Genomic DNA, 18,365 nt, shown 5'->3' on the forward strand with positions numbered 1-18,365 from the left:
AAGATCGTGACCAAAGCTTTATTGAAGTCCACCGTGTTCGCCGCGGCGGGCCTCGGCCTGATGGCGTTTGCTTCGACAGCATCGGCCGCCGGCGTCGGCGCCTGCCTGATCACCAAGACCGACACCAACCCCTTCTTCGTCAAGATGAAGGAGGGCGCGACCGCCAAGGCCAAGGAACTTGGCGTCGACCTCAAGACCTATGCCGGCAAGATCGACGGCGACAGCGAGAGCCAGGTGGCGGCGATCGAAAGCTGCATCGCCGACGGCGCCAAGGGCATCCTGATCACCGCGTCCGACACCAAGGGCATCGTGCCGACGGTGAAGAAGGCGCGTGACGCCGGCCTGCTGGTGATCGCGCTCGATACCCCGCTGGACCCGATCGATGCCGCCGACGCGACCTTCGCGACGGACAATCTGGAAGCCGGCAAGCTGATCGGCGCCTGGGCAGCCGCGACCCTCGGCGACAAGGCCAAGGACGCCAAGATCGGTTTCCTCGACCTGACCCCCTCACAGCCGACCGTGGATGTGCTGCGCGACCAGGGCTTCATGATGGGCTTCGGCATCGACGTGAAGGATCCCAACAAGATCGGCGATGAGGACGATGCCCGCATCGTCGGCCACGACGTCACCAACGGCAATGAAGAAGGCGGCCGCAAGGCGATGGAAAACCTTCTGCAGAAGGACAACTCCATCACCGTCATCCACACCATCAACGAGCCCGCCGCTGTCGGCGCCTACCAGGCGCTCAAGGCGGTCGGTCTCGAAAGCCAGGTGCTGATCGTCTCGGTCGATGGCGGCTGCCCCGGCGTGAAGTCGGTGACCGAAGGCGTCATTGGCGCCACCTCGCAGCAATACCCGCTGCAGATGGCGGCACTCGGCATCGAGGCGATCGCCGCCTTCGCTAAGGACGGCGCCAAGCCGAAGCCGACCGAAGGCAAGAACTTCTTCGACACCGGCGTCAACCTCGTCACCGACAAGCCGGCCAATGGCGTGAAGTCGATCGACACCAAGGAAGGCCTCGCCAAGTGCTGGGGCTGATGGCTGCCTGACAGCCAGCGGCAAGCTGACGGCCGGGGGCTTGATCCCCGGCCGCTTCGGGTGGACGATGCGCCACGCGAATAATCCCGGCAGCAGACCGGACAGGCGCGAGCGGGTATCGGCATGGAGCTGAAGCCCAGGGGAGGAAACATGGCTCAAGCACAGGAATTCGAGAAGGTTCTCTCGAGCAGCGACACAAGCGTTGCCGCCTTTGACGAGCACAAATCGGCCGTCAAGCGCATCCAGCATTTCCTGCACTCCACGCCGGCGGCGGTGCCGCTGATTGTGCTGGTCCTGTCGATCGTAATTTTCGGCATCGCCATTGGCGGGCGTTTCTTCTCATCCTATACGCTGACGCTGATCCTGCAGCAGATCGCCATCGTCGGCATCCTCGGTGCCGCGCAGACACTGGTCATCCTGACCGCCGGCATCGACCTGTCGATCGGCGTGATCATGGTGATTTCAGCCGTGATCATGGGCAATTGCGCGGTCAGCTACGGCATGCCGGCCGTGCTCGCAGTGCCCATCGGGCTTGCCGCCGGCGCAGCCTGCGGCCTGCTCAACGGTTTGCTGGTCGCCTACATGAAGCTGCCGCCGTTCATCGTCACGCTCGGCACCTGGAACATCGTCATGGCGACGAACTTCATCTATTCGGCCAATGAGACGATCCGCGATACCGACGTCGACGCCCAGGCGCCGCTGCTGCATCTCTTTGCCCTGAGTTTCAAGATCGGCACGGCGGTGCTCACACTGGGCGTCATCGCCACGGTCGTGCTCGTTTTGATCCTCTGGTACGTGCTCAATCACACCGCCTGGGGCCGCCATGTCTACGCCGTTGGCGATGATCAGGAGGCGGCGAAGCTGTCTGGTATCCAGACCAAGAAGGTGTTGATGACGGTCTACACCCTTGCCGGGTTGATCGCCGCTTTCGCTGCCTGGGTTTCCATCGGCCGCAACGGCTCGATCTCGCCGTCAGCCGCCGTCACCGACTACAACCTGCAGGCGATAACCGCGACGGTGATCGGCGGCATTTCACTGTTCGGCGGGCGCGGCTCAATTCTGGGCACGCTTTTCGGCGCGATGATCGTCGGCGTCGTCTCGATGGGCCTCAACATGCTGGGCGCCGATCCGCAATGGAAGGTGCTGCTCACCGGTGTGCTGATCATCGGCGCCGTGGCGATCGACCAATGGATCAGAAAGGTTTCGGCATGACCGTGGAACCCATCCTCACCGCGCGCGGCCTGATCAAGCGCTATGGCCGTGTCACCGCCCTCGACAATGCCGACTTCGACCTCTACCCAGGCGAAATCCTGGCCGTCATCGGAGACAATGGCGCCGGCAAATCATCGCTGATCAAGGCGATTTCCGGCGCCGCCGTGCCCGACGAAGGCGAGATCCGTCTTGAAGGCAAAGCTGTCGCTTTCAAATCGCCCATGGAGGCGCGCGAGGCGGGCATCGAGACGGTCTACCAAAACCTGGCTTTGTCGCCGGCTCTGTCGATCGCCGACAACATGTTCCTCGGCCGCGAGATCCGCAAACCCGGCTTCCTCGGCGACTGGCTTCGTATGCTCGACCGGCCCGCAATGGAAAAGCGCGCCCGCGACAAGCTGACCGAGCTTGGGCTGATGACCATCCAGAACATCAGCCAGGCGGTGGAAACGCTGTCGGGTGGCCAGCGTCAGGGCGTGGCGGTGGCGCGCGCCGCCGCTTTCGGCAGCCGTGTGGTGATCATGGATGAGCCGACCGCGGCACTCGGCGTCAAGGAGAGCCGCCGCGTGCTGGAACTGATCCTCGACGTCAAGAAGCGAGGCCTGCCGATCGTGCTGATCTCGCACAACATGCCGCATGTCTTCGAGGTTGCCGACCGCATCCATATCCATCGGCTGGGTCGCCGCCTCTGCGTCATCGATCCCAAGCAATATACCATGTCCGACGCCGTCGCCTTCATGACGGGAGCGAAGGTTCCGCCGGAGGCTGCACTCGCTGCCTGATCCGCTCGACGGATAAATTGCCGCAGGGGAACTGGCGGCATGCTGGTCTAAATCGATTGAACGTATGTTGCGATGCACTAGGATAGGCTGGGACTGAGAGCGAAAGCCGGTATGATCGCAGCACGATCACGAGAGGCAGTATGACGCGAACAATGACAGCCAAAGCCCCCGATCTCGAAATACCCGATCCCAAGACGCTGGCCGACGAAGTCTTGCTGGCTCTCAAATACCGGGTCGGCAAAGGCACCTCCGTTGCCACGCAATATGATTGGCTGACAGCCTCGATCAAGGTCGTGCGCGACCGCATCGTCGATCACTGGATGCAGGCGACGCAGGAGGCCTACGCCCAGCAGGAAAAGCGCGTCTATTACCTGTCGCTCGAATTCCTCATCGGCCGGCTGATGCGCGATGCCTTCTCCAATCTCGGCCTGATGGACAATATGCGAGAAGCGCTCAAGTCGCTGGGCGTCGACCTCGACCTCATCGCCGGGCTCGAACCGGATGCAGCGCTCGGCAATGGCGGTCTTGGCCGGCTCGCCGCCTGCTTCATGGAAAGCATGGCGACCGTCGACATTCCCGCGCATGGCTACGGCATTCGCTACGCCAACGGCATGTTCCGCCAGGAGATCCATGATGGCTGGCAGGTCGAACTGCCCGAAACCTGGCTCGACCACGGCAACCCATGGGAGTTCGAGCGCCGCGAACGCGCCTTCGAGGTCGGCTTCGGCGGCTCGGTGGAATCGATCACCTCCAAGGATGGCCGGCTCGAACGTCACGTCTGGAAGCCGACCGAGCATGTCCAGGCCGTCGCCTACGACACCCCGGTGGTCGGCTGGCGCGCCAACCGCGTCAACACGCTGCGGCTTTGGTCCGGCATGCCGATCGATCCGATCCTGCTCGACAAGTTCAACGCCGGCGACCACATCGGCGCGCTGGCCGAAAGCAACAAGGCCGATGCCTTGTCGCGCGTGCTTTACCCCGCCGATTCCCACAAGGCCGGCCAGGAACTGCGGCTGCGGCAGGAATATTTCTTCTCCACCGCATCGCTGCAGGACATCGTCCAGCGCCATCTCAGCCAGTATGGCGATCTCGCCTCGCTGCCCGACAAGGCGGCGATCCATCTCAATGACACCCATCCGGCGATCGCCGTGCCAGAGCTGATGCGCCTGCTGATGGACGTCCATGGCATGGATTTCGACCAGGCCTGGGACATCACCAAGCGCACCTTCGGCTACACCAACCACACGCTGCTGCCAGAAGCGCTGGAAAGCTGGCCGGTGCCGCTGTTCGAACGGCTTTTGCCGCGCCACATGCAGATCGTCTACGCCATCAATGCGCAGGTTTTGCTTGAGGCCCGCGCCACCAACCAGTTTTCCAATGAGCAGATCAGCCGCATCTCGCTGATCCAGGAAAATGGCGACCGCCGCGTGCGCATGGGTAACCTGGCCTTTGTCGGCTCGCACTCGATCAATGGCGTGTCGGCGTTGCACACCGAGCTGATGAAGGAGACGGTGTTTGCCGATCTCCACAAGCTCTATCCCGATCGCATCAACAACAAGACCAACGGAATCACGCCACGCCGCTGGCTGATCCAGTGCAATCCAGGCCTCACCGCGCTCGCCCGCGCGGCGATCGGGGACCGTTTCCTCGACGACATCGACGCCATCAAGGGGCTCGAAGCCTTTGCCGGTGACGCCGCCTTCCGCGACAAGTTCGCCGCCGTCAAGCGCTCCAACAAGATCAAGCTCGCCAATCTGGTCGCCGACCGGCTCGGCATCAAGCTCGACCCGTCGGCGCTGTTCGACATCCAGGTCAAGCGCATCCACGAATACAAGCGCCAGCTGCTCAACATCCTGGAAGCGATCGCGCTCTACGACCAGATCCGCTCGCATCCCGAACAGGACTGGATGCCGCGCGTCAAATTCTTCGGCGGCAAAGCGGCGCCCAGCTACCACAATGCCAAGCTGATCATCAAACTGGCCAACGACGTTGCCAAGGTCATCAACAGCGACCCGTCGGTGCGCGGCCTGCTGAAAGTGGTGTTCGTGCCGAACTACAATGTCAGCCTGGCCGAGGTGATGATGCCGGCCGCCGACCTGTCCGAGCAGATTTCGACTGCCGGCATGGAGGCGTCGGGCACCGGCAACATGAAGTTCGCGCTGAACGGCGCCTTGACCATAGGCACGCTCGACGGCGCCAATGTCGAGATCAAGGAATGCGTCGGCGACGACAACATCTTCATCTTCGGCCTGAGCACGGCGGAAGTCGCCGAGCGGCGCAGCAATGGCTACAACCCGCGCGCCGTGATCGAGGGCTCCCCTGAATTGGCGCAGGCTGTTGCCGCAGTATCGTCGGGCGTGTTCTCGCCCGACCAGCCGGATCGCTACCGCGAGCTGGTCGACGGTCTTTACAACAGCGACTGGTTCATGGTGGCGGCGGATTTCGACGCCTATGCCGCCGCCCAGCGCGATGTCGACGCCGTCTGGCGCAACAGCCCCGATTGGTACGCGCGCGCTATCCGCAACGTTGCCCGCGTCGGCTGGTTCTCTTCCGATCGCACGATCCGCCAATATGCGAAAGAAATCTGGAACGTGCCCGCCTGATATGATTGCATGAGGCCACGAGCAACGGGTCTTGTGCACAAGAACTGGTTCCCAGGGAGGGACACCGCCTGATGAAGAAACCGCGCGCGACCGCGACGACGAGCGGGTCGGACGGGCTGGCGTCAGCCGGCGATGTCGCCGCAATTGTTGCAGGCACGCATGGCGATCCTTTTGCAATCCTGGGCGTGCATGATGCCGGCAAGAGCCTGGTTGCCCGCTGCTTCGTCCCCAATGCCGAGTTCGTCACCGCATACACGCTGGCCGGCAAGAACGCCGGCGAACTCACGCGGCGCGACGCCGCCGGTTTCTTCGAAGGCAGACTGTCGATCAAGAAGCGCCAGCCGCTGCGGTATCACGCCAAAAATGCCGGCGGCGACTGGTGGCTGACCGATCCCTATTCCTTCGGCCCGGTACTCGGCCCGATGGATGATTATTACATCGCCCAAGGGTCGCATCTCAGGCTGTTCGACAAGCTCGGCGCCCATCTCCTCGACCATGAAGGCGCGTCGGGCGTCCATTTCGCGGTCTGGGCGCCCAATGCAAGGCGCGTCTCCGTGGTCGGCGACTTCAACGAATGGGACGGCCGCCGCCATACGATGCGCGACCGCCGCGACACCGGCATTTGGGAACTGTTCATTCCCGATATCGGCGCCGGCCACCCCTATAAATACGAGATCATTGCCCCGGACGGCGTGCGCCTGCCGCTCAAGGCCGATCCGTTCGCCTTCAAGTCGGAATTGCGCCCGGCCACAGCCTCAGTGACGGCGGTGCCGCCGGCGCATGAATGGGGCGACGAGGCGCATCGCGCTTACTGGCGAAAGGCCGATCCCCGGCGCGAAGCCATATCGATCTACGAGGTCCATGCCGGTTCGTGGCAGCAGCACGATGATGGCAGCTTCCTGTCATGGGACGAACTCGCCAACCAGCTGATCCCCTATGCTGTCGAGACCGGCTTCACCCACATCGAGTTCCTGCCGATCTCCGAACATCCCTATGACCCGTCATGGGGTTATCAGACAACCGGACTTTATGCCCCCTCAGCGCGCTTCGGCGACCCCGACGGCTTCGCCCGTTTCGTCGACGGTGCGCACCGCGCCGGCGTCGGTGTCATCCTCGACTGGGTGCCGGCGCATTTCCCGGTCGACGCGCATGGCCTGGCCAATTTCGACGGCACAGCACTTTATGAGCATGCCGATCCGCGCAAGGGTTTTCATCCCGACTGGAACACCGCGATCTACAATTTCGGCCGCCGCGAGGTGGTGTCGTTCCTGGTCAACAATGCGCTGTTCTGGGCCGAGAAATACCATGTCGACGGTTTGCGCGTCGATGCGGTGGCCTCCATGCTCTACCTCGATTATTCGCGCAAGGCCGGCGAATGGATCCCCAACGAGAAGGGCGGCCGCGAAAACCTCGAAGCAGTCTCCTTCCTGCAGAAGATGAACAAGGAGGTCTACAGCCACCATCCCGGCGTGATGACCATCGCCGAGGAATCGACCTCATGGCCGAAGGTCTCGGCGCCGGTGCATGAAGGCGGACTGGGCTTCGGCTTCAAATGGAACATGGGCTTCATGCACGACACGCTGGAGTATTTCGCCAAGGAGCCGATCTTCCGCAAACATCACCACAACGACCTGACCTTCGGCCTGACCTACGCCTTTTCCGAGAATTTCGTGCTGCCGCTGTCCCATGACGAGGTCGTGCACGGCAAGGGCACGCTGCTCGGCAAGATGGCCGGCGACGACTGGCAGAAGTTCGCGACTTTGCGCGCCTTTTACGCCTTCATGTGGGGCTATCCCGGCAAGAAGCTGTTGTTCATGGGCCAGGAATTCGCCCAGCACCGCGAGTGGAGCGAGGCGCGCGCGCTCGACTGGAACCTGCTCGACTTCCACCCGCATCGCGGCGTCTGGCAGACGGTGCGCGACCTCAACTATCTCTATCGCTCGCGCCCAGCGCTGCATGCACGCGACTGCGAGCCGGACGGCTTCTCCTGGCTGATCGTCGACGACAAGGAAAATTCGGTCTTCGCCTGGCTGCGCAGCGCGCCCGGCGGCAACCCGATCGCCGTCATTTCCAACTTCACGCCAGTGCCGCGCGACAATTATCGCGTGCCATTGCCCAAGGTCGGCAAATGGCGCGAAATCATCAACACCGACGCTTCGGACTACGGTGGTTCGGGCAAGGGCAATGGCGGTGTGGTCGAAGCCAGGGCGGAAGGAGGAGGCATTTCGGCAACGATGCTTTTGCCGCCGCTGTCGACGATCATGCTTGAACTCGTTGCGGACTAGGTCCGTCAACTCGTTGCGGACTAGATCCGTCAACTCGTTTCGGATTAGGTCCGTCGACTCGTTGCGGACCGGGCGATGCTCCAGACTGGTAATTTGGGAGGGTAAAAATGGCAGACTTGAAGAGAACCCAGCCGCTGGCGCGCGATGCCATGGCCTATGTGCTGGCCGGCGGCCGCGGCAGCCGGCTCAAGGAATTGACCGACCGCAGGGCCAAGCCGGCTGTCTATTTCGGCGGCAAGACGCGCATCATCGATTTCGCGCTGTCCAATGCGCTGAATTCCGGCATCCGCCGCCTCGGTGTCGCCACCCAGTACAAGGCGCATTCGCTGATCCGCCACCTGCAGCGCGGCTGGAACTTCCTGCGGCCGGAGCGAAACGAAAGCTTCGACATCCTGCCGGCCAGCCAGCGTGTCTCGGAAACGCAGTGGTATGAAGGCACCGCCGACGCCGTCTACCAGAACATCGATATTATCGAAGCCTATGGCCCCGAATACATGGTCATCCTCGCCGGCGACCACATCTACAAGATGGACTACGAGCTGATGCTGCGTCAGCACGTCGACGCCAATGCCGACGTCACCGTCGGTTGCCTCGAAGTGCCGCGCATGGAAGCGACCGGCTTCGGTGTCATGCATGTCGACGGCAAGGACAACATCATCGCGTTCGTCGAAAAGCCCGCCGACCCGCCCGGCATTCCCGACAAGCCGGAATTCGCGCTGGCTTCGATGGGCATCTATGTCTTCAAGACCAAGTTCCTGATGGAGCAGCTGCGCCGCGATGCCGCCGAGCCGGGTTCAAGCCGCGACTTCGGCAAGGACATCATCCCCTACATCGTACAGCACGGTAAGGCGATCGCGCACCGTTTCGCCAAGTCCTGCGTGCGCTCGACGGCCGAGAACGAAGCCTATTGGCGCGATGTCGGCACGGTCGACGCCTACTGGGAAGCCAATATCGACCTGACCGACATCACTCCCGAACTCGACCTCTACGACCGCGACTGGCCGATCTGGACCTATGCCGAATTGAAGCCGCCGGCAAAGTTCGTGCATGACGAGGATGGCCGGCGCGGTTCGGCCGTCTCCTCGCTGGTCTCAGGCGATTGCATCGTCTCGGGTGCTTCGCTGAAGCGCAGCCTGATCTTCACCGGCGCGCGCATCAACTCCTATTCGACGCTGGAAGAGGTCGTCATGCTGCCCGACGTTCATGTCGGCCGGAACGCAAAGTTGAAGCGCGTCGTCATCGACCACGGTGTAAGGATACCGGAAGGGCTGGTGGTTGGCGAAGACCCTGTTCTCGACGCCAAGCGTTTCCGGGTTTCGGAAAAGGGCATCTGCCTGGTCACGCAGGACATGATCGACAAGCTGAAGCTGTAAGACGGGGTACCATAAACGCATGCAGGTTCTGTCGGTCACGCCCGAGATATTCCCGCTGATCAAGACCGGCGGACTTGCCGACGTGACCGGCGCATTGCCGATCGCGCTGGCCGCCAAGGGCGTGACCATGCGCACGCTTATCCCCGGCTTTCCCCAGGTGATGGACGCCTTCAAGAAAAAGAAGGCTGTCTACCAATACCCGCTGCTGCAGGGCGGCAAGGCTTCGGTCCATGCCGTCAAGATCGCCGGGCTCGACCTGTTCGTGCTCGACGCGCCGCATCTCTACGACCGTCCCGGCGGCCCTTACGGCAATGCGGCCGGCGCCGATTGGCCCGACAATTGGCGGCGTTTTGCTGCGCTGAGCCAGGTCGGTGGCGATATCGCCGGCGGCGCCATTTCCGGCTACCAGCCGGATCTCGTCCACGCCCATGACTGGCAGTCGGCGATGACGCTGGCCTATATGCGCTACGGCAAGGCGGTCGGCGTGCCGTCGCTGATCACGGTTCACAACCTTGCCTTCCAGGGTCAGTTCGGCGCCGGCATTTTTGGCGAGCTCGGCTTGCCGGCCGCGGCGATGGCGCTCGACGGCGTAGAATACTATGGCGGCGTCGGCTTCCTCAAGGCCGGCCTGCAGGCGGCCTGGGCGATCACCACGGTGAGCCCCACCTATGCCCAGGAAATCCGCTCGCCGGAATTCGGCATGGGCCTCGACGGCCTGATCAACATGCGCTCTTCCGACCTCTACGGCATCGTCAACGGCATCGACACCGACATCTGGAACCCGGAGACCGACAAGCATCTGGTGTCGGCCTACTCCGCCGCGACGCTCAAGGCTCGGCTTCCCAACCGGGCGGTTGTCGAGGACCGCTTCAGCCTCGAGCGCGACGACAGTCCGATCGTCTGCGTCGTCAGCCGGCTGACCTGGCAGAAGGGCATGGACATACTGGCGGCTGTGGTCGACGGCGTCGTCGCCACCGGCGCGCGGCTGGCGATCCTCGGCTCAGGCGACGCCGGCCTGGAAGGCGCGCTGCTGGCTGCCACCGCCCGCCATCGCGGCCGTGTCGGCGTCGTCGTCGGCTATGACGAGGGGCTTTCCCACACCATGCAGGGCGGCTGCGACGCCATCGTCATCCCGTCGCGCTTCGAGCCTTGCGGGCTGACCCAGCTTTACGGCCTACGCTATGGCTGCGTGCCGGTCGTCGCCCGCACCGGCGGCCTTGCCGACACCATCATCGACGCCAATGAAGCAGCGATCTCGGCCGGTGTCGCCACCGGCTTCCAGTTCGCGCCCAATAGTGGCGGCGCCATGCTGCACGCCATCCGCCGGCTGGTCGATGCGCATTCGAGCCCGGCCGTCTGGGAACAGATCCAGCGCCAGGGCATGAAGGCCGATGTCTCCTGGGACAAGAGCGCCGACAAATACGTTGAACTCTACCGCCTGCTGCTTTCGAAAAGGGTTGCCTGAAGCATGATCCGGACCGTCGCCACCAAACCCTATCTCGACCAGAAACCCGGCACGTCCGGCCTGCGCAAGAAGGTGCCTGTCTTTCAGCAGGAGCACTATGCCGAGAACTTCATCCAGTCGATCTTCGACGCGCTGGAGGGCTTTGAGGGCAAGACGCTGGTGATCGGCGGCGACGGCCGCTTCTACAACCGCGAGGTCATCCAGAAGGCCATCGCCATGGCGGCGGCCAACGGCTTCGGCAAGGTGATGGTCGGGCAGGGCGGCATATTGTCGACGCCGGCGGCGTCGCATGTCATCCGCAAATACAAGACCTTCGGCGGCATCATCCTGTCGGCCAGTCACAATCCGGGCGGCCCGCACGAGGATTTCGGCATCAAGTACAATGCCGGCAATGGCGGCCCGGCGCCGGAAAAGCTGACCGACGCGATCTTCGAAAAGACCAAGACGATTTCGAGCTTCAAGACCGCCGACATCGACCAGATCGACATCGACAAGATCGGCACGGTGACCGCCGGCGGCATGGCGGTCGAGATTATCGACCCGGTCACCGACTATGCCGAATTGATGGAGAGCCTGTTCGACTTCGACGCCATCCGCGCCAATTTCAAATACGGCTTCCGCATGCGCTTCGACGCCATGCATGCGGTCACCGGCCCGTATGCCAAGGAAATCCTCGAGCGCCGGCTCGGCGCGGAGAATGGCACCTGCCGCAACTACAAGCCGCTGCCGGATTTTGGCGGCCATCACCCGGATCCGAACCTGGTCCACGCCAAGCATCTCTATGACGAGATGATGGGACCGGATGCGCCCGATTTCGGCGCCGCTTCCGACGGCGACGGTGACCGCAATCTCATCATCGGCAAGGGCATTTTCGTCACCCCGTCGGATTCGGTGGCCATGCTTGCCGCCAATGCGCAATTGGCGCCGGGCTACAAGGACGGCCTCAAAGGCATCGCCCGCTCGATGCCGACCAGCGGCGCTGCCGACCGCGTCGCCGAACAGCTCGGCATCGGCATCTACGAAACGCCGACCGGTTGGAAGTTCTTCGGCAATCTGCTCGATGCCGGCATGGCAACGATCTGCGGCGAGGAAAGTGCCGGCACCGGCTCGAACCATGTCCGTGAAAAGGACGGGCTGTGGGCGGTGCTGTTGTGGCTGAACATCCTGGCCGTGCGCGGCGAAAGCTGCAAGGACGTCGTCACCGAACATTGGGCGACCTACGGCCGCAATTACTATTCACGTCATGACTATGAGGAGGTCGAAACCGAGCGCGCCAACGCCCTGGTCGACGAGTTGCGCGCCAAGCTCGCTTCGCTGCCCGGCACCAGCGTGCGCGGCCTGAAGATCGCCAATGCTGACGACTTCGCCTATCACGATCCCGTCGACGGTTCGGTGAGCAAGAACCAGGGCATCCGCATCCTGTTCGAAGGCGGCTCGCGTGTCGTGTTTCGTTTGTCCGGCACCGGCACGTCGGGTGCTACGCTGCGCGTCTACATCGAGCGCTACGAGCCGGACAGAGCGCGGCATGATCTCGACACGCAAGAGGCGCTCGCTGACCTGATCGCGGCTGCCGATGATATCGCCGGGATCAAGAGCCACACCGGGCGCAACAAGCCGAGCGTGATTACTTGAGGGTGGTGACGTCTTTACCCTCCCCCTTGTGGAGAGGGTCGATCCGCGCAGCGGATCGGGTTGGGGGTGCTCGTAAAGCGCTTTCCCCGCGCCGACCCCCACCTCGCTCACTTCGTTCGCGACCCTCCCCACAAGGGGGAGGGTGGAGGATGCGCCGATGACCCAACTCGGCGCAACGGTCACTCCCGAAGGCATCCGCTTCGCCGCTTGGTCGTCATCCGCGCGGCGCCTGTGGGTGTCGATCTTCGACGACACCGGCGCCCGTGAAATCGACCGGCTCGAACTTCAGCCGGAAAGCGAGGGCGTCCATGCGCTGTTCGTCGCCGGCCTTGCCGCGGGTACGCGCTACGGCTTTCGCGCCGACGGCGAATATGCGCCGGAGCGCGGGCTGTGGTTCGATCCCGACAAGCTGCTCACCGATCCCTACGCCGTCGAGATCGACCGGCCCTACCAGCATCATTGGCGGCTTGCCGCCCGGCGCAACGAAGGCGCCGACACCGCGCCACTGATGCCGAAGACCATCGCGCGGGCTCAACCGAAGCCGCTGCCGGCCAAGCCGCCTTTGTTCCAGCCAGGCGGTCTGATCTACGAACTCAATGTCCGTTCCTTCACCAGACTGCATCCGGACGTGCCCCAAGCGCAGCGCGGCACCATTGCGGCACTTGCGCATCCGGCCATCCTCGAACACCTCAGAAAGATCGGCGTCTCCGCCGTTGAGGTGATGCCCGTGACGGCATGGATCGATGAGCGCCATCTACCGCCGCTCGGCCTCAGCAACGCATGGGGCTACAACCCAGTCACCTTCATGGCGCTCGATCCGCGGCTGGCGCCGGGCGGCCTCGCCGAATTGCGCGATACGGCGGGGGTGCTGCGCAAGGCTGGCATTGGCACCATCCTCGATCTCGTCTTCAATCATACCGGCGAAAGTGACCGGCTCGGGCCGACGCTGTCGCTGCGCGGCCTCGACAATCAAGCCTACTACCGCAGCGAGCCGGACGGCAGGTTGGCCAACGATACCGGCACCGGCAATACCATTGCCTGCGACCATCCGGTCGTTCGCGACATGGTACTCGACACGCTGCGCCATTTCGTCCGCCAAGCCGGCGTGGACGGTTTCCGCTTCGACCTGACGCCGGTCCTCGGCCGCGTCGCTGGCGTATTCGATCCGGCGGCTCCGTTGCTAGAGACCATCGCAACCGATCCCATTCTTGCCGACAGGGTGCTGATTGCCGAGCCGTGGGACATCGGCCCGAATGGCTATCAGCTCGGCAATTTCCGGCCGCCTTACGTCGAATGGAACGACCGCTACCGCGACGACGTCAGGCGCTTCTGGCGCGGCGATGCCGGCGCGGTCGGTGCGCTGGCGACAAGGCTCGCCGGCTCCTCCGATGTGTTCGGCAGGGAGGGCCAATCCGCCAGCCGCACGGTCAACTTCATCGCCGCGCACGATGGCATGACGCTGGCTGATATCGTCGCTTATGAAGCCAAGCACAACCAGGCCAATGGCGAGAAGAACCGCGACGGCCACAATGAGAACCTGTCCTGGAACAATGGCGTCGAGGGCGAGACCTCCGACAAGGCGATTGCCGAGGCCCGTTCCGGTGATAGGCGCGCACTGCTTGCCACCTTGTTTGCCTCGCGAGGGACGATCATGCTGACGGCGGGTGACGAATTCGGCCGCACGCAACAGGGCAACAACAACGCCTATGCGCAGGACAACGCCATCACCTGGCTCGACTGGGCCGGGCGCGACGTCGGGCTGGAAGCCCATGTGTCCGCGCTCGCAGCTCTGCGCGGCGCGGTGCCGGCGCTTTCCGATACGCGCTTCCTGACCGGAGAGCCGCCGGCCGGTTCTGAAACGCCCGACGTCGCCTGGCTGACCGAGACCGGCGCGCCGCTCGGCGAAGCCGACTGGAACGATGGCTCGCGCCATCGCCTCGTCATGCTGCTCGGCGATGGCGGGGAAGGCCGCCTGGCTGTGATCGTCAATGGCGATCGCCGCCAATGCGTCTTCACGCTGCCCGCGCGGCAAGGGTTTGAATGGCAGCCGGCTGTTGAAGCGCAAGCGGTCGACCTCGCGTGGCCGCTGCCCGGCCGCAGTGTCAGTTTCATGATCGAGCGCCGGACCGCAAAGGCCCGCGCCAGGAAGGGTCCGTGATGGCCGACGACAATGCCCAGCCGGGACCCGAACAGAGCGCCGACTGGTGGCGCGGCTGCGTCATCTACCAGATCTATCCTCGCTCCTTCCAGGACACCACCGGCGACGGCAGCGGCGACCTCTCAGGCATCACCTCACGGCTGGCGCACGTCGCCTCGCTCGGCGTCGACGCCGTCTGGCTGTCGCCCTTCTTCAAATCGCCAATGGCCGATATGGGCTACGACGTCTCCGACTATCAGGCGGTCGATCCGATGTTCGGCACGCTCGACGACTTTGACGCGCTGGTTGCCGAGGCGCACAGGCTCGGCCTGAAGGTGATCATCGATCAGGTGTTGTCGCACTCCTCCGACAAGCACGAATGGTTTGTAGAGAGCCGTGCCAGCAAGGATAATCCCAAGGCTGACTGGTATGTCTGGGCCGACACCAGGCCGGACGGCAACGCGCCCAACAACTGGCTGTCGGTCTTCGGCGGCCCGGCCTGGGAGTGGGACGCGACCCGCCGGCAATACTACATGCACAATTTCCTCGCCTCGCAGCCGGACCTCAACTTCCACAATCCTGAGGTTCAAGACGCGTTGTTGCAGACGGTGCGGTTCTGGCTCGAGCGCGGCGTCGACGGCTTCCGCCTGGATACGGTCAACTACTATGTCCACGACCGCTGGCTGCGCAGCAATCCGCCGCTGGCGTCGAGCGTCGCCGGCACCAATGGCGAAACCAACACCTATCTCTTCCAGGAGCATCTGTTCGACAAGACGCAACCGGAAAACCTCGGTTTCCTCAGGCGCTTCCGCGCTTTGGTCGACGAATATGACGGCCGCGCCAGTGTCGGCGAGGTCGGCGACGAAGGCCGTTCGCTGCAGACGCTGGCCGCCTACACATCCGGCGGCGACAAGCTCAACATGTGCTACACCTTCGACCTGCTCGGTCAGCAATTCTCAGCCGCCCATGTGCGCGGCTGTGTCGAGGCCTTCGAGGCAGCTGTCGCCGACGGCTGGGTCTGCTGGGCGTTCTCCAACCACGATGTCGTGCGCCATGTCAGCCGCTGGACGCGGCCGGGCGGCGATCCAGATGCGGTGGCGACATTCGCTATCGCTTTGCTCTCCTGCCTGCGGGGCTCGATCTGTCTCTACCAAGGCGAAGAGCTTGGGCTGGAGGAGGCTGAACTGACCTTCGAGGATCTGCGCGATCCTGTCGGCATCCGTTTCTGGCCGGGGGTAAAGGGCAGGGACGGCTGCCGCACACCGATGGTCTGGGAAGCGGGCGCCGACAATGCCGGTTTTTCCTCGGGAAAACCCTGGCTGCCGGTGCCGGAAAGCCACCGCGCTCGGGCGGTCGATATCCAGAACGCCGACGACAAGTCCGTGCTCGCCGGCTACCGGACGATGCTCGCCTTGCGCAAGGCGCATCTGGCGCTGGTCAAGGGCCCGATCCGCTTTCTCGATACCGACGGCGATGTCCTTGCCTTCATCCGGCAGGGCGAGGAGATATTGCTCTGCGTCTTCAATTTCGCCGACAAGCCGGCCGACTGGCGGCTGCCGCCGGATCTCCAGCCTGTCGAGGCGATCGCTCTGGGTGGCGGTGCCGTCCTGCAGGAGGAGGGGCTGTTGCTGCCGGCCCTGGGCTGGTTTGTCGGCAAGGTTGGCTGATCTTTCAGGGACGCCGTCCGGCTTCAAAAAAGATCGTGTCCGCATGCAACCGTGCCGAGTGATCCGCGCAACGTCACCGGCGCCACGTTTTCCATTTTCGGGCTTCTTCGGTACTTTCGTCGAGCTTGGCCACGAACGGCATTCCTGGAATTTTTCCAGATGGTTGCGCTAATGACAACTGCTGAGGGCAAAACCCAAAATTACAGGACAACCACAAGCTGCACCCAATTGGATCTTGTAATATAGATTAGCTATGGCTGGTTTAAGGTGAGGATGCTCACTTAGCGTCAAGCAAGACTCGGTTGAAATAATATTTCCGTCTGTCTAGTCTCCTGCCACCAGCTGCCGGAACGGGAACCGGCGGCGCGCTCGAAGGGGCCAGAAATCGGTTCCGGGGCGTCAACACTCGTAAGGCGCAGCCGATGGGCAGCGCCACAGGGAGAGACTTCATGCTGAAAAATATGCTGAAGGCGACGCTTGTCGCCGCGACCATGACCTTTGCCGCAGGCACGTTCCTGACGCCGGCCCTTGCCGAGACCGTCTATAACAGAGGCAGCGCCGCCGAAGCGGAGACGGTCGATCCGCACAAGACCTCGACCGTCTACGAAGCCGATATCATACGCGACCTGTTCCAGGGACTGGTCATGCACGATCAGAAGACGAACCTCATCCCGGGCGCCGCCGAAAGCTGGACGGTATCTGATGACGGCACCGTCTACACCTTCAAGCTGCGCAAGGACGGCTTGTGGTCGGATGGCAGCCCGGTGACGGCGGACGACTTCGTCTATTCCTTCCGTAGGCTGGAGGATCCGGCGACCGCCGCCGAATACGCTTCCATGCTCTATCCCGTGAAGAACGCCGAGGAAGTCAACACCAAGAAAGGCAAGCCCGAGGACATGGGCGTCAAGGCGATCGACGCCAACACCCTGGAAGTGACGCTGAAGGCGCCGACGCCATACTTCCTCGAGATGCTGACCCACCAGGCTACCTATCCGGTCAACAAGGCCTCGATCGACAAGCTCGGCGCCGACTGGATCAAGGCGGGCAATCTCGTTTCGAACGGCGCCTATACGCTGGCCGAGTGGATTCCCAACGACCACATGAAGCTGGTCAAGAACCCGAAATTCTGGGATGCCGCGACCGTCAAGATGGACGTCGTCAACTACATCCCGACCGAAGACCGCTCATCGGCGATGAAGCGCTTCGAGGCCGGCGAACTCGACAGCTACGGCGACTTGCCGACCGAACAGCTCGCTGACCTCAAGACCAAGTTCGGCGATCAGGTCCGTGTCGGACCGTATCTCGGCACCTACTATTACGCGATCAAGACCGACAAGGCACCGTGGGACAATGTCGAGCTGCGCAACGCCATCTCGATGGCGATCGACCGCGACTTCCTGGCCGAAAAGGTCTGGCAGAATTCCATGCTGCCTGGCTATTCGATGGTGCCTCCGGGCATCGCCGGCTACACGCCGGCAATGGCCAAATACGCCGACATGCCGCAGATCGACCGCGAGGACGCCGCCAAGAAGATCCTTGAGAAACTCGGCTATACGCCCGAGCATCCGCTGAAGATGGAGATCCGCTACAACACCTCGGAAAACCACAAGAACACCGCGGTTGCCATCCAGGAACAGTTGAAGCCGCTTGGCGTCGAGATCACGCTGCTCAACACCGATACCAAGACCCACTATTCCTTCCTCGAGCAGAAGGGCAACTACGACGTGGCGCGTGCCGCCTGGATCGCCGACTACAAGGATCCCGAGACCTTCCTCGGCATCACCCGCAAGGCCAGCGGCAACAACTATTCGAACTACGTCAGCCCGGCATATGAGGCGGCCATGGACAAGGCCGCGGCTGCCGGCGGCAAGCCGGAAGAGCGCATGAAGGACCTCACTGAGGCCGAGCGCATCCTTGTCGATGACGTCGGCAACATTCCGCTTCTCTACTACAGCTTCCACGATATCGTTTCCTCGAAGCTGCATGGCTTCGATGACAATGTGATGGACATCCATCCGTCCCGCTTCGTCTCCAAGGACTGATAATCATCCTTGACTGGACCGCCCCGCCCCACTTTGGGCGCGGGCGCGAGTGGCGGGATGGCCCCGCCGCCCAAGGGGTGCGGCAATTAAGGCACCCCCCGGGGCTCGATTTGGACGCGCGGGGGGGCAAAA

The 18,365-nt window shown here is 63.1% G+C and carries 11 protein-coding genes; all 11 read left to right on the forward strand.

Annotated elements, in window-relative coordinates; translation table 11 throughout:
* Window positions 1–60: 60 nt before the first annotated feature.
* A complete protein-coding gene (locus NKJ18_RS10825) occupies window positions 61–1,038 on the forward strand; it encodes a sugar ABC transporter substrate-binding protein (RefSeq protein WP_081725578.1) in 978 nt (325 codons plus the stop codon).
* A gap of 150 nt (window positions 1,039–1,188) precedes the next feature.
* Complete coding sequence (locus NKJ18_RS10830) at window positions 1,189–2,250, forward strand: ABC transporter permease (protein ID WP_023670725.1); 1,062 nt, start codon at window positions 1,189–1,191, stop codon at window positions 2,248–2,250.
* Entirely contained in the window at window positions 2,247–3,029 is a 783-nt protein-coding gene (locus tag NKJ18_RS10835; RefSeq protein WP_023670726.1) for an ATP-binding cassette domain-containing protein, read from the forward strand. Before NKJ18_RS10830 ends, NKJ18_RS10835 begins: the two co-directional genes overlap by 4 nt.
* A 140-nt stretch (window positions 3,030–3,169) precedes the next feature.
* Window positions 3,170–5,632 (forward strand): glycogen/starch/alpha-glucan phosphorylase, encoded by a 2,463-nt coding sequence (locus NKJ18_RS10840; RefSeq protein WP_023692757.1) that lies wholly within the window; start codon window positions 3,170–3,172, stop codon window positions 5,630–5,632.
* Between the two features lie 71 nt (window positions 5,633–5,703).
* The gene (gene glgB / locus NKJ18_RS10845; RefSeq protein WP_352758208.1) at window positions 5,704–7,917 is read left to right on the forward strand and encodes a 1,4-alpha-glucan branching protein GlgB; all 2,214 of its coding nucleotides are present in this window, start codon (window positions 5,704–5,706) and stop codon (window positions 7,915–7,917) included.
* Window positions 7,918–8,024: 107 nt separating this feature from the next.
* On the forward strand, window positions 8,025–9,290 hold the full coding sequence (gene glgC / locus NKJ18_RS10850) for a glucose-1-phosphate adenylyltransferase (RefSeq protein ID WP_023670729.1): 1,266 nt from the start codon (window positions 8,025–8,027) through the stop codon (window positions 9,288–9,290).
* 19 nt (window positions 9,291–9,309) lie between these two features.
* Complete coding sequence (gene glgA, locus NKJ18_RS10855; RefSeq protein WP_023692759.1) at window positions 9,310–10,755, forward strand: glycogen synthase GlgA; 1,446 nt, start codon at window positions 9,310–9,312, stop codon at window positions 10,753–10,755.
* 3 nt (window positions 10,756–10,758) lie between these two features.
* Complete coding sequence (locus tag NKJ18_RS10860) at window positions 10,759–12,387, forward strand: alpha-D-glucose phosphate-specific phosphoglucomutase (RefSeq protein WP_023684576.1); 1,629 nt, start codon at window positions 10,759–10,761, stop codon at window positions 12,385–12,387.
* A 157-nt stretch (window positions 12,388–12,544) separates the two neighbouring features.
* Window positions 12,545–14,545, forward strand: coding sequence for a glycogen debranching protein GlgX (glgX, locus tag NKJ18_RS10865; RefSeq protein WP_352758209.1), 2,001 nt, complete (start codon window positions 12,545–12,547; stop codon window positions 14,543–14,545).
* Window positions 14,545–16,191: a beta-galactosidase BglA gene (gene bglA / locus NKJ18_RS10870; RefSeq protein WP_352758210.1), complete on the forward strand. Its 1,647-nt coding sequence runs from the start codon at window positions 14,545–14,547 to the stop codon at window positions 16,189–16,191. Before glgX ends, bglA begins: the two co-directional genes overlap by 1 nt.
* Before the next feature lie 449 nt (window positions 16,192–16,640).
* Window positions 16,641–18,233: a peptide ABC transporter substrate-binding protein gene (locus NKJ18_RS10875; protein ID WP_023670734.1), complete on the forward strand. Its 1,593-nt coding sequence runs from the start codon at window positions 16,641–16,643 to the stop codon at window positions 18,231–18,233.
* Window positions 18,234–18,365: the final 132 nt, after the last annotated feature.

The organism is Mesorhizobium sp. M0217, assembly GCF_040321955.1.
Taxonomy (GTDB): domain Bacteria; phylum Pseudomonadota; class Alphaproteobacteria; order Rhizobiales; family Rhizobiaceae; genus Mesorhizobium.

What these genes read in the sequence shown, in the direction of transcription:
- glgC (WP_023670729.1), top strand. Translation starts at nt 8,025, where the DNA reads ATGGCAGACTTGAAGAGAACCCAGCCGCTGGCGCGCGATGCCATGGCC.
- NKJ18_RS10860 (WP_023684576.1), top strand. Translation starts at nt 10,759, where the DNA reads ATGATCCGGACCGTCGCCACCAAACCCTATCTCGACCAGAAACCCGGC.
- glgX (WP_352758209.1), top strand. Translation starts at nt 12,545, where the DNA reads ATGACCCAACTCGGCGCAACGGTCACTCCCGAAGGCATCCGCTTCGCC.
- glgA (WP_023692759.1), top strand. Translation starts at nt 9,310, where the DNA reads ATGCAGGTTCTGTCGGTCACGCCCGAGATATTCCCGCTGATCAAGACC.
- NKJ18_RS10835 (WP_023670726.1), top strand. Translation starts at nt 2,247, where the DNA reads ATGACCGTGGAACCCATCCTCACCGCGCGCGGCCTGATCAAGCGCTAT.
- glgB (WP_352758208.1), top strand. Translation starts at nt 5,704, where the DNA reads ATGAAGAAACCGCGCGCGACCGCGACGACGAGCGGGTCGGACGGGCTG.
- NKJ18_RS10830 (WP_023670725.1), top strand. Translation starts at nt 1,189, where the DNA reads ATGGCTCAAGCACAGGAATTCGAGAAGGTTCTCTCGAGCAGCGACACA.
- NKJ18_RS10840 (WP_023692757.1), top strand. Translation starts at nt 3,170, where the DNA reads ATGACGCGAACAATGACAGCCAAAGCCCCCGATCTCGAAATACCCGAT.
- NKJ18_RS10875 (WP_023670734.1), top strand. Translation starts at nt 16,641, where the DNA reads ATGCTGAAAAATATGCTGAAGGCGACGCTTGTCGCCGCGACCATGACC.
- bglA (WP_352758210.1), top strand. Translation starts at nt 14,545, where the DNA reads ATGGCCGACGACAATGCCCAGCCGGGACCCGAACAGAGCGCCGACTGG.
- NKJ18_RS10825 (WP_081725578.1), top strand. Translation starts at nt 61, where the DNA reads ATGGCGTTTGCTTCGACAGCATCGGCCGCCGGCGTCGGCGCCTGCCTG.